Here is an 11,348-nt window from a genome sequence, read left to right on the forward strand (position 1 = left end):
CCGCCCTGGATTACCGGCCGTCGCGATCGCTCAGTCGCGATATTTCGTAGCCGAGAAGTCGCTCCGCCTCTTCGATACCGCCCTGCAGGTCACCGACGGCGTTCATCTTCGTCAGGTCCAGGCCGATGGTGACCAGGGCGAGCGCGATCTCCGACGACAGACCGGTGATGATGACGTTGGCGCCCATGAGGTTCGACGCGTCGACGGTCTGCACCAGGTGGTTGGCGACCGTGGAGTCGATCATGGGCACACCGGTGATGTCGATGACGACCACCTTGGCGCGGTTGGCGCGAATGGCGCGCAGCAGTTGCTCGGTGAGCTGACGGGCCCGCTGGCTGTCCAGCACGCCGATGATGGGGAGGATGAGCAGCTGCTCGCGCACCTGCAGCACGGGGGTGGACAGCTCGCGAATGGCCTCCTGCTGCTGGCGGATGACGCGCTCGCGCTCCTGCACGAAGGAGATGGCCACGGTGTTGGCGATGCGGTTGGCGGCCGGCTCGTAGGCGTCGAGCACCTTCTTGAGCAGTTCGAAGTCCGACTGGTATTTCTCGAACAGGCTGCGCGAGAGGACATCTCGTAGCAGCAGCACGATACCGACCACCTCATCGGTCTCGACGCCTCGCGGAATGATGCGCTCGGACAGATCGCGCGCGTACGCCTGCAGCGCCTCGACGCTACCGGTTTCCAGCACCTCGACGTAGTTGTCGTACACGGAGGTGGCCTCGGAGAAGATCTCCTCCGGCGTCATGGCGGTCAGCAGCTGAGCATCGGTGATGCGGCGGGCCCATTCCTCACGCAGCTCGGTGCGATTCTGACGCAAATGTTCGACCAGCTCCGGAAGCAGGTTGTCGACCGGGCCGGCCGGCCGTGAATCCGGCGAGAGGCCGATGGACACATCGGACATGAAACTCCTGTCCCTTTCCTTAAGGGTAGGTCGGTAGCTCGTCAGGGCTCGCACACGACAGGCCGAGGCCGCCGCAAGTCGAGCCTAGTCTTACCCCTTACCCGGTGGAGTGCAAAACAAACATCGACGATCGGTGGGGTGTCAGCCCCCGTGGCCGTTGTGCGACCCGCGATGATCGGCCGGTCCGCGATGGTGCGCGAGCAGGGTGTCGTAGATATCGGCCAGGGCGGTGAGCTGATCGCGGTCCAGGACATCGATCATGTGCCTGCGGACGCTGTCGACATGGGCGGGCGCGGCGGTGGCCAAGACGTCGTAGCCCTTGGGGGTGAGCACCGCGGCGGTGCGCCGGGCGTCGTCCGGAATCGCTTCGCGCGCAACCAATCCGCGCTTCTCCATCCGGGTGATCTGGTGCGACAGCCGGCTCTGCGACCACTCCAGCACGGCCGCGAGGTCGGCGAAGCTGCGCCGGTGGTCGGGGGCGTCGGCGAGGCGGGAGAGCACCGTGTACTCGACGTAGGTGAGGTTCGAGGCGCGCAGCGAATCGCGGCCCACCGCGGCGGCGATCAGGTCGCGGGTGAACACGAAGCCGAGCCAGGCGCGCTTCTCGAGGTCGTCGAGCCAACGGGGTTCGGTCACGATTCCTCTCCAGGTCCCAGGTTCGTCATGCTATTGCCTCCCCGTTCTCGGCCACCACTCACTGAGAGGTACACCCCTACTGTTGAAGGTGCAACCTCGACCATGATCATGAAGATTAGGCTTGCCTGAGATCAACGGCGTGTCGGTCGCTGGCTAGAGTCCCAGCTCGAGCCCACCGGACCCACCGCGAGGAGTGCGATTCGTGACCGCGCCTGATTTCCTGTATTCGGACCTGTTGCCGACCGGCGCCGACGAGACTCCGTACCGGCTGCTCACCACCGAGGGTGTCAGCACGTTCGAGGCCGGTGGCCGGACGTTCCTGCAGGTCGAGCCCGAGGCGCTGCGGCTGCTCACCGCCGAGGCCATGCACGACATCAGTCACTATCTGCGCCCGGCCCATCTGGCGCAGCTGCGCCGGATCATCGATGACCCGGAGTCGTCGGGCAACGACCGCTTCGTGGCGCTGGACCTGCTGAAGAACGTCAATATCTCCGCGGGCGGCATCCTGCCGATGTGCCAGGACACCGGCACCGCGATCGTCATGGGCAAGAAATCCGAGGGCGTGCTGACCGGTGTCGACGACGCCGAGTGGATCAGCCGCGGCGTGTACGACGCCTACACCAAGCTGAACCTGCGCTACTCGCAGCTGGCCCCGATCACCATGTGGGAGGAGCGCAATACCGGCTCGAACCTGCCCGCTCAGGTCGAGTTGTATTCCGCCGCGGGCGATCCCGCGCATCCGGCGTACAAGTTCCTGTTCATGGCCAAGGGCGGCGGCTCGGCCAACAAGTCGTTCCTGTACCAGGAGACCAAGGCCATCCTGAATCCGGATCGGATGCTGGAGTTCCTGGACGAGAAGATCCGCTCGCTGGGCACCGCGGCCTGCCCGCCGTACCACCTGGCGGTCGTGATCGGCGGCACCAGTGCGGAATTCGCGCTCAAGACGGCGAAATACGCGTCGGCGCACTACCTGGACGCCATGCCGACCGAGGGTTCGATGGCGGCGCACGGCTTCCGGGATCTCGAGCTCGAGGAAGAAGTGTTCAAGCTCACCCAATCCTTCGGCATCGGAGCGCAATTCGGCGGCAAGTACTTCTGCCACGACGTGCGGGTGATCCGGCTGCCGCGGCACGGGGCGAGCTGCCCGGTCGCCATCGCCGTCTCCTGCTCGGCCGACCGGCAGGCGCTGGCCAAGATCACCCCGGAGGGGGTGTTCCTGGAGCAGCTGGAACGTGAACCGGCGCAGTATCTTCCGGAACAGACCGATGCGATCCTCGGCGGGGACGTGGTGCGGATCGACCTGAACCGGCCGATGTCGGAGATTCGCGCGGAGCTGTCGAAATACCCGGTGAAGACCCGGCTTTCGCTGACCGGACCGCTGGTGGTGGCGCGTGACATCGCGCACGCCAAGATCAAGGAGCGGCTGGACGCGGGCGAGCCGATGCCGGAGTATCTGCGCGACATGGCCGTCTACTACGCCGGTCCGGCCAAGACGCCCGACGGCTACGCCTCCGGCTCGTTCGGCCCGACCACGGCCGGGCGGATGGACTCCTATGTCGACCAGTTCCAGGCCGCGGGCGGCTCGTTCGTCATGCTCGCCAAGGGCAACCGGTCCGCGCAGGTGACCCGGGCGTGCAAGGAGCACGGCGGCTTCTACCTGGGCTCGATCGGCGGTCCCGCGGCCCGGCTCGCGCTGGACTGCATCACCTCCGTCGAGGTGCTGGAGTATCCGGAACTCGGCATGGAGGCGGTATGGAAGATCGAGGTCGAGGACTTCCCGGCCTTCATCGTCGTCGACGACAAGGGCAACGACTTCTTCGCCGAGACCCAGAAGCCGATCGCGCTGCGGGTGCGCACGCGGTCCAAGGAACGGGTCTGAGGGTTCCTATTCATTCAATCTTGTGATTCCGGCGTGCTTTTGGCCGGAATCTGACGAGGTCCCGGCCAAAAGCACGCCGGGACCAAGGGATTGGGCTGCGCCGGGACCAAAGGGTTGGGTTGCGCCGGGGCCGCGGGATTGGGCTGCGTCGCGCGGGTGGAGGCGGGCGCGTGAATCGGAGCGCGATGGTGAGAGGGCGGTCAGGGTCAGTAGGGCCGCGGCGCCGAGGGCGGCGGCCAGCGGGACGAGCAGGTTCGCGGTGGTCGGTAGCGCCATGACACCCTCTTCGCTGTCGGTGGAGCCGAGCGCGCGGTGGATCTCACGGTAGCTGAAAGGTCGCTGATTCGTGGGTACGACGCCCGGGGCGTTACCGAAGCGATGATTCGGCGGTCATGTCCAGCAGCACCATCGCATCGTGATCGGGGGTGCCCGGGGCGGCGAGATAGACCACCAGGCGCTGCCCGTCGGTGTCGGCCAGCGGCATGGACTCGAACTCGAGGCTCATCCGGCCGACGGTGGGATGGTGGTAGATCTTGGTGCCCGCGCCGCGCGGCCGCACCTCGTAGCGATGCCACAGCCGCGCGAATTCCGGGCTCTTGACCACCAATTCGCCGACCAGCGCGGCCAGTTCGGGATCGTCGGGATAGGAGCCCGACATGGCGCGCAGGTTCGCGACGCTGCCCGCCACCATCGACGTCCAATCGGCCCACAGCGAGCGCGACGCCGGGTGCAGGAAGTGGTAGCGCAGCAGATTGCGCTGGGCGGGCGGCCAGTCGGCGAGTCCGGGCATGAGGGCGAGGCCCGCCGGATTGGCGGCCAGCACATCGTTGATGCGATTGAGCACCAGCGCGGGACTGGGCCGGACCGCCTCCAGCAGCAGCCGCGCGGTCGGCCGCACCGCCCGACTGCTGCCGCGGCGGCGGCCGGGGGCGTGCCCGGCGGTGCGGGCGGCGAGCGCGCGCAGATGCGCGAATTCGGCCTCGGTGAGCCGTAATGCGGTGGCGAGCCGCTCCAGCACGGCGGCGCTGGGCCGGGTCTCCTTGCCGCGCTCGAGCCGGATGTAATAGTCGACACTCACCCCGGCGAGGGTGGCGAGTTCCTCGCGGCGCAGGCCGGGGGTGCGGCGTATTCCCGCGGTGGGCAATCCGACATCGCCGGGCCGCACCAGCTCGCGGCGTGCCCGCAGGAATATCCCCAATTCGCTCGGTGCGGCCATTGTTCGAATAGTACGGGTGTCCGGTGACGCGAGAGAGGGTGTGGCACACCCCTGTTCCGCGCGCCCTGCCGGAATCCGCAGGCCCGGAACAGAATCGGCAGCATGTCGACGACCTTGGAAACCGCATCGCCGACCGCGGTGCGTACCGGCTCGCCGTCGGCGCGGGTGCTGATCCCCGCGCTGTTCGGCAGCTTCGTGATCGTGCTCGATGCCTCGGCGGTGAATGTCGCGGTGCCGGTGCTGGGCCGCGAGCTGGGCGCGAGCGTGTCCGGATTGCAGTGGGTGCTGGACGGTTACACGCTCATGTTCGCCGCGCTGATGCTGTCGGCGGGTGCGCTGGCCGACCGCATCGGCGCCGGGCGGGCCTTCTCGATCGGGCTGGCCGGATTCACGCTGGCCTCGGTGGCGTGCGGGGCGGCCCCGAATCTCGGCACGCTGATCGGCGCCCGATTCGTGCAGGGCATTGCCGCGGCGCTGGTGCTGCCGTCCTCGCTGTCGCTGGTGCGGCAGGGTTTCGCCGATCCGGCGCGGCGGGCGTGGGCGCTGTCGATGTGGGCGGTCGCGGGATCGGTGGCCATCGCCGGTGGGCCGGTGGCCGGGGGAGTGCTGACCGGCATGGTGAGCTGGCGGGCCATCTTTCTGATCAATGTGCCCTTCGGCATCGCGGCGCTGGTGTTCGTCGCCCGGATGGCGCCGTCGCCGCGCCGGGCCGCGCCGCTGGATCTGCTCGGCCAGGCCACCGCCGTCCTCGCCTCGGCCGCACTGACTTTCGCGCTGATCGAGGGCGGCCAGGCCGGGTTCGGGAGTGGACCGGTGCTGGGCGCGCTGGTGCTGACGGTGCTGTCGGGCGCGGCCTTCTTCGTGGTGGAGTCCCGGGTCGAGCAGCCGATGGTGCCGCTGGGCATGTTCCGGGCACGCGGCGTGTCGATCACGATGGCCGTCGGATTCGCGTTCAATGCCGCCTTCTACGGCATCGTCTTCCTGCTGAGCCTGTATCTGCAGCAGGTGCGGGGCCTGTCCGCCCCGGCGACGGGTGCGGCATTCGTGCCCATGATGGCGATCATCGGGCTGGCCAACGTGGCCTCCCCACGGGTGGCCGCCCGCTTCGGCCCGCGGGTGCCGATCGTGGGCGGGCTGCTGCTGGTCGTGCTCGGCTCGATCCTGCTTCTCGGCGTACACGATTCGACCCCGGCCCCGCTGCTGGCCGTCCTCGCCGTGCCGGTCGGCGCGGGCGGCGGCCTCCTGGTCCCGACCGTCATGAGTGTCCTGCTGGAGGCGGTCCCCGCCGACCGCTCGGGCATGGCCAGCGGCGTATTCAACGCGATCCGCCAGATGGGCGCCGCCATGGCGGTCGCGGTATACGGATCCCTGGTCGCCGGTGGCGCGGGATTCCACCACGGCATGACCGTCGACCTACTGATCGGCGCGGCGCTGGTACTGACCTCGGCGGTCGCCGCGCTCGCAGTGCGGACGGCCGACCGGTGATTCGGTCGGTGGCGGTTCGCGTCGGTGGTGGTGATCGTTTTCGTTAGGATCGGGAGCATGGTGCGAGGGATTGCCGGGGTGATGCTGGGGGCAGGGATCGGGATTGCGGGTGCGGTGGTGCCGGGGGTGGCGCACGCCGACTTCGCCGCGGGGACCGAGGGACTCGGGTCGCTGTTGGCCGTGTCCTACACGTTGGCCGAGCGGGAGGCGCACGAGCAAGGGGTGCCGCTGTCGATCACCTCCGGCTACCGGAGTCCCGAGGAGCAGGAACGGTTGTGGGAGGACGGGATTCGCACCTACGGCGGGGCCGAGGCCGCGCGCCGGTGGGTGCTGCCGCCGAACGAGTCGACCCATGTGCAGGGGCGGGCGATCGATGTCGGACCGCAGCAGGGCGCGCAGTGGCTGGAGGCCAACGGCAATCGCTGGGGCCTGTGCCGCACCTACGACAACGAGTGGTGGCACTTCGAACTCGCCACCCTGCCCGGGGCGCCGTGTCCGTCGCGTCTGCCCGACGCGAGCGTGCGCTGATCCGGCCGCAGCGGTAGCTGCGAAGCAGCTTTCGGCAAACTTTCCGGGACACGCCGACCGTCCTCGCCGTAATGGCCGTGTCGGCGGTCCTCGTTCGGCATCCTGTGTGCTGGCGGCGTCCCGGCAAACGGCCGGACGAGGAAACGACGACGGAGGTATGGGTGACGCGGCGGGTGCGGGGCGAGTGTGTCTGGTCGGTGGCGATCCCCGAGTATCGACAACCAGCGCGCCGCCGGTTCGTGTCCTACTGCCCACCCGGCTGGTTGCTCCTCGAGCTACCCACCTCCCTGCTGTTGGCCGTGTTCGTCGGCACCGGCTGGCTCGGCTACGCCCAGCACGCCCGGCCGGTGCATGCGGGCGCGATACCGGCGGTGGTGGCGCCCGCGGTCCCGCCCGCCGGAGAGGTGTTCGGACGGCGCTGATCGCACCCCTCGTCGCCTCGAGGTGGAAATACTTACCCTCGAGGTGGAAATACCTACCCCGCAGCGGGGTTCGCCTCGCCCGTGGCGTTGCCCCGTCGTGGCGATCGCTGCGCGGTAGCATGCCCGCAGTCGGGGCGGAATGCCCGAATCGCGGTGTTGTTCGCGTCCCCGAGCGGTGCAGGTGACCGTATGAAGGAGGGGCGAACCAATGGCGTTCAGCGGTAAGGGATTTCTCGACACGGTGGGCAGTCGGTGGATGGCCGTCGCGGTGCTGACGGCGATCAGCGGGCTGTACTACCTGATCGTCGCGATCACCAATTGCACCGACACCGACACGAATCGGCGCGGGGTGCGCATGGTGCTGTCCATGCACGGCACCATTCACAACCCGAGCATCAACTGGCACGCGATCAGCAACGGCGCGGTCGTGAACGTCGCCTACATTCTCATCGTGATCTGGGAATTCCTCATCGCGCTGGTGCTGTTGGCCGCCACGGTGGCCTGGGTGCGGGCGCTGTCGGGGCGGTCGGGGGCGGCGGGCAGCGAATTCGCGGTGAAGCTGTCCAGCCTCGGCTGGACCATGGTGATCGTGCTGTTCGTCGGTGGCTTCCTCACCGTCGGCGGCGAGTGGTTCCGGATGTGGGCCAACCGGGAGATCAACGCCTCCGCCACGGCCCTGCAGAACTTCCTCGTCGCCGGGGTGGGGCTGATTCTCGTGCATCTGCCGGAGCGGGAAGCGCGTCCGATATAGGACCGAGCTGGTCCTATATGTGCGCAATGATGGTGGGATGACCGATACTCCGGCACGCCTGCTGCGCCTGCTGTCGCTGCTGCAGACGCCGCGCGAATGGCCGGGCAGCGAGCTCGCCGAGCGGCTGGGCGTCACCGATCGCACCGTGCGCCGCGATATCGAACGCCTGCGGGAGCTGGGCTATCCGGTGACGGCCACGCTCGGGGCGGCCGGTGGGTATCGCCTGGCCGCCGGAACCGCCCTGCCGCCACTGCTGCTCGACGACGAGGAGGCCGTCGCCGTCGCGGTCGGGGTTGCGCGCGGCGGCCGGGCAGGCGGTGGCCGGGATCGAGGAGGCGTCGGTGCGGGCGCTCGCCAAGCTGGAACAGGTGCTGCCGTCCCAGCTTCGGCGCCGGGTCCGGGTCGTGGCCGCCGCCACCGCCGCGGGATCGAGCCCCGGTCCGCAGGCGGATCCCGAGGTGCTCACCGCGCTCGCCGCGGCCGTCGCCAATCGCGAGCGAGTGCGGTTCACCTACCGCGACGGCGCGGGCGCCGAAACCCGCAGGCATGCCGAGCCCGCGGGACTGGCCGTGACCGGCCGCCGGTGGTATCTCGTCGGATTCGACCTCGATCGCGCCGCCTGGCGCGGTTTCCGCGCAGACCGCATGGCCGCCGCCCAACCGACCGGGGTCCGTTTCACTCCGCGCCCGCTGCCCGCCGCCGATGCCGCGGCGTATCTGGCCGGTCGCCGAACCGATTGGGCCACACCGGCATACGAGGTCGACATCACCGTGCACGCGCCCGCGCACCGCATCGCGGGCAGGCTCGGCGACCCGCCCGGCGCCCTCGACGCGGTCGACGAGCGCACCTGCCGCCTCGTCGCCACCCGCGACGACGACCCGGAATGGCTCGCCACCCGGCTGATTTCGCTGGGCGTCGACTTCGAGATCCGCGAATCCCCGGAGTTGATCGCGCAACTGGGCCGCCTGCGCGACCGCCTCGCCCGCGCCCTGCCCCACAGTCGCTGACACAGCCCGTAATCCGCCCGCCGACCGGGGCGCGACGATGCGGGCCAACGGCTTCCGCGCCCGTCGGCGGCCTGTTTTCGAGTGTGGTGTGGTCGTGGCCGGGGGCGTACGATTGACCATCACGACATATAGTGAATGATCGGCAACTGTCGGCCGATTGCCCGAACCTGCCGGAATTTTCCCGGATGACACTGCGGATTTACACCATTGTTAAGGGAATTGCCCTAGTCTGGCAAATGATTGGCAATCACGTAGGTCGGCGCGGGAGTTCGGTATGACGGCTGAGCGAGGCGAGATCGATCGGAATGCGGTCCCTGACCGCGCTTTGCCGTCGCGGCGGCGATCGGCACGCCCGGACTGCCGTCCGTGTCGGTGCAATTCGTGGATCCGGCCGCGCTCGGGCCGCGAATCGACCACCGGGACAGCCACGCTCGACGTGGGATTCGAAGTGGGAGTACCGTGGTCGCTACACAACATCGGCGTCGATGTGTTCACCCCCAGCGTCGGCGTCACCGGCGGTGTCACCGCAGGCGTCCAGGCACCGCTCACCATCGGCCCCACCGGGCCGTCGGCCGGTAACACACCGTCGATCGGTGCGCATGCCGGTGCCACGGTGACGGTCCTGCCGTCGCGGGAGGTCACCTTCCGGCCACGATCTCCCTCCCGAACCCCCTTGCCTACCTGGATCTTTCCGAGATTCACTTGATCCCAGCATCGTGAACAGTCCAGTGAAGAAAAGCCCAGCGAATCCGATTCGAGGAGGCTCGATGCGCATCGAAATTCGTGACCCTCAGCGGGTCCAACGCCTCCGGGCGATCGTGGCGGCGGGCGTCATCACGGCCGTCGCGGCCCCGACGTCGGCCGAAACCGCCCCGCCGACGGTGAATCCCGGTGCGCCCGACCCCGAGGACCCCACCCCGAAACCCTTCGCCCCAGCCTTCACGATCCCCGGGGTCGTTGCGAAGTAGTGCCGGGGCCGACGAGAAGTAGTGCCGGGGCCAGCGGGAAATAGTGCCGGGGCCAACGAGGAGTAGTGTTCCGGGGCCGACGAGAAGAAGTGATCCCAGGGCCGCCGGAAGTAGTGTTGCGGGGCCAGCGGGTGTGATTCCCGGGTCTGGCGGGGAAATGGTGGACCCGGCCGACGCGAAATAGTCAGGCGTCCAACACTTTGCCGGGGTTGAGCAGCCCGAGTGGGTCGAGGGTGCGTTTGATGGCGGTCATGAGATCGGCGGCCGGGCCGTGCTCCTCGCGGAGGTAGCGCTTCTTGGTCAGGCCGATGCCGTGCTCGCCGGTGGCGGTGCCGCCCACCTCGAGCGCGTGCCGGACGACCCGGTCGGAGAACTGTTGCGCCGCTTCCCGGGTGGCCTCGGTGTAGGGCACCACCGCGTGGACGTTGCCGTCGCCGATATGACCGGCCACGCTGGCCTCCAGGCCGAGTTCGGCGCCCAGCCGGGTGGCGGTGGCCACGGCACCGGCGATCTTCGAATACGGCACCGCGGTGTCGGTCACCAGAAAGCGGTGGCCGGGATAGCGGGCCTTGAGCGCGAAGAACAGGTTGTGCCGGTCCTCCCACAGCGCGTAACGATCGGTGTGGGTGCGGGCCAGGGCGATGTCCAGGGCCCCGTGGCCGCGGGCGATACGGTCGATCTCGGCCTCGTCGGCGTCGGCCGCGGCGGCGGAACCCGCCTCCAGGTCGACGAACAGCGCGGGCGCCTGCGCGTGCGCGGTGCCGCGATAGGCATTGATGGCGGCGATGCTCACCGCGTCGACGAGTTCCAATCGGCTGACCGGCAGTGCGGCGCCGAGCATGTCGACCGCCGCGTCGACGGCCGCCGCCACCGTCGGGAACGAGATCCGCAGCGAGCGAAGCCATTCCGGAATCGGATGCAGCCGCACGGTGAGCTCGGTGATGATGCCCAGCGTGCCCGCCGAGCCGATCAGCAGATCGCGCAGGTCGTACCCGCTCGACGACTTGTGCACCGCCCGCCCCAGCCGCGCGTGCGTGCCGTCGGCGAAGACCGCCTGCAGCGCAAGCACATTCGCGCGCATGCCGCCGTAGCGGACACCGGTGGTGCCGCTGGCGTTGGTCGCGGCCATGCCGCCCAGCGACGCGTCCGCGCCCGGGTCGACGGTGAACTGCAGGCCGTAGTGCTGTGTCGCCGCATTCAGTGTGGCGCGGGTGACGCCGGGCTGCACGGTGGCGGTGAAATCGGCGGGCGCGATCTCGAGGATCGAATTCGCCTGCGACAGATCGACGATCAGCTCGTCGCCGCGGGCCAGCAGATGCCCCTCCAGGCTGGTCCCGGCCCCGCGGCAGATCAGCGGTGTGCGGGTGTCGCGCGCCCAGCCGACCACCGCCAGCACCTCCTCCAGTCCGGTCGGATGGACGACGCCGCGCGGGCGGCCGCCGGGCCGTCCGGTCTCGTCGATAGTGAACTGATCCAGCACCGACGGGCGGGTGTCGACCGCGAGCGGCAGCGCGTCGAGCGCGGGGTGGTGGTCGTGTGGTTCTCCCATCCC

Annotated in this window: 11 protein-coding genes and 1 pseudogene; 8 read left to right on the forward strand and 4 right to left on the reverse strand. The window is 69.0% G+C overall.

Features of this window, described 5'->3' with window-relative positions; all coding sequences use genetic code 11:
• Positions 1-10 precede the first annotated feature (10 nt).
• Both HPY32_RS34045 and HPY32_RS34050 read right to left on the reverse strand, forming a co-directional pair.
• Positions 11-904: an STAS domain-containing protein gene (locus HPY32_RS34045; RefSeq protein WP_067589711.1), complete on the reverse strand. Its 894-nt coding sequence runs from the start codon at positions 902-904 to the stop codon at positions 11-13.
• A 141-nt stretch (positions 905-1,045) separates the two neighbouring features.
• Positions 1,046-1,540, reverse strand: a complete 495-nt coding sequence (locus tag HPY32_RS34050; RefSeq protein ID WP_067589708.1) for a MarR family winged helix-turn-helix transcriptional regulator — start codon at positions 1,538-1,540, stop codon at positions 1,046-1,048.
• Positions 1,541-1,742: 202 nt separating this feature from the next.
• On the opposite strand from HPY32_RS34050, the gene HPY32_RS34055 reads away from it, so the two are divergent.
• Complete coding sequence (locus tag HPY32_RS34055) at positions 1,743-3,419, forward strand: fumarate hydratase (RefSeq protein WP_067595950.1); 1,677 nt, start codon at positions 1,743-1,745, stop codon at positions 3,417-3,419.
• A 367-nt stretch (positions 3,420-3,786) separates the two neighbouring features.
• On the opposite strand, the gene HPY32_RS34060 is transcribed toward HPY32_RS34055, so the two are convergent.
• Positions 3,787-4,635: a helix-turn-helix domain-containing protein gene (locus tag HPY32_RS34060; RefSeq protein WP_067589705.1), complete on the reverse strand. Its 849-nt coding sequence runs from the start codon at positions 4,633-4,635 to the stop codon at positions 3,787-3,789.
• 102 nt (positions 4,636-4,737) lie between these two features.
• Here HPY32_RS34060 and HPY32_RS34065 point away from each other — a divergent pair, with 102 nt between their 5' ends.
• From HPY32_RS34065 to HPY32_RS34095, 7 genes and pseudogenes are all read left to right on the forward strand, one after another.
• Positions 4,738-6,120 (forward strand): MFS transporter, encoded by a 1,383-nt coding sequence (locus HPY32_RS34065; protein ID WP_067589702.1) that lies wholly within the window; start codon positions 4,738-4,740, stop codon positions 6,118-6,120.
• A 57-nt stretch (positions 6,121-6,177) separates the two neighbouring features.
• Positions 6,178-6,648 carry a M15 family metallopeptidase gene (locus HPY32_RS34070; RefSeq protein WP_067589699.1) on the forward strand — a complete coding sequence of 157 codons (471 nt, stop codon included), beginning with the start codon at positions 6,178-6,180 and terminating at the stop codon, positions 6,646-6,648.
• A gap of 161 nt (positions 6,649-6,809) precedes the next feature.
• The gene (locus tag HPY32_RS34075; protein ID WP_156674529.1) at positions 6,810-7,070 is read left to right on the forward strand and encodes a hypothetical protein; all 261 of its coding nucleotides are present in this window, start codon (positions 6,810-6,812) and stop codon (positions 7,068-7,070) included.
• Positions 7,071-7,278: 208 nt separating this feature from the next.
• Complete coding sequence (locus tag HPY32_RS34080; RefSeq protein WP_067589693.1) at positions 7,279-7,821, forward strand: DUF2165 domain-containing protein; 543 nt, start codon at positions 7,279-7,281, stop codon at positions 7,819-7,821.
• A 37-nt stretch (positions 7,822-7,858) separates the two neighbouring features.
• A pseudogene (locus HPY32_RS34085) lies at positions 7,859-8,828 on the forward strand (helix-turn-helix transcriptional regulator).
• 274 nt (positions 8,829-9,102) lie between these two features.
• The gene (locus tag HPY32_RS45130) at positions 9,103-9,534 is read left to right on the forward strand and encodes an MspA family porin (RefSeq protein WP_156674528.1); all 432 of its coding nucleotides are present in this window, start codon (positions 9,103-9,105) and stop codon (positions 9,532-9,534) included.
• A 61-nt stretch (positions 9,535-9,595) separates the two neighbouring features.
• A complete protein-coding gene (locus tag HPY32_RS34095; protein WP_067589687.1) occupies positions 9,596-9,796 on the forward strand; it encodes a hypothetical protein in 201 nt (66 codons plus the stop codon).
• A gap of 184 nt (positions 9,797-9,980) precedes the next feature.
• Here HPY32_RS34095 and HPY32_RS34100 read toward each other — a convergent pair whose 3' ends face one another.
• A complete protein-coding gene (locus tag HPY32_RS34100; RefSeq protein WP_067589684.1) occupies positions 9,981-11,345 on the reverse strand; it encodes an FAD-binding oxidoreductase in 1,365 nt (454 codons plus the stop codon).
• Positions 11,346-11,348: the final 3 nt, after the last annotated feature.

It is taken from the genome of Nocardia terpenica (genome assembly GCF_013186535.1).
GTDB lineage: Bacteria > Actinomycetota > Actinomycetes > Mycobacteriales > Mycobacteriaceae > Nocardia > Nocardia terpenica.

What these genes read in the sequence shown, in the direction of transcription:
- HPY32_RS34095 (WP_067589687.1), top strand. Translation starts at nt 9,596, where the DNA reads ATGCGCATCGAAATTCGTGACCCTCAGCGGGTCCAACGCCTCCGGGCG.
- HPY32_RS34080 (WP_067589693.1), top strand. Translation starts at nt 7,279, where the DNA reads ATGGCGTTCAGCGGTAAGGGATTTCTCGACACGGTGGGCAGTCGGTGG.
- HPY32_RS34100 (WP_067589684.1), bottom strand. Translation starts at nt 11,345, where the DNA reads ATGGGAGAACCACACGACCACCACCCCGCGCTCGACGCGCTGCCGCTC.
- HPY32_RS34060 (WP_067589705.1), bottom strand. Translation starts at nt 4,635, where the DNA reads ATGGCCGCACCGAGCGAATTGGGGATATTCCTGCGGGCACGCCGCGAG.
- HPY32_RS34045 (WP_067589711.1), bottom strand. Translation starts at nt 904, where the DNA reads ATGTCCGATGTGTCCATCGGCCTCTCGCCGGATTCACGGCCGGCCGGC.
- HPY32_RS34065 (WP_067589702.1), top strand. Translation starts at nt 4,738, where the DNA reads ATGTCGACGACCTTGGAAACCGCATCGCCGACCGCGGTGCGTACCGGC.
- HPY32_RS34070 (WP_067589699.1), top strand. Translation starts at nt 6,178, where the DNA reads ATGGTGCGAGGGATTGCCGGGGTGATGCTGGGGGCAGGGATCGGGATT.
- HPY32_RS45130 (WP_156674528.1), top strand. Translation starts at nt 9,103, where the DNA reads ATGACGGCTGAGCGAGGCGAGATCGATCGGAATGCGGTCCCTGACCGC.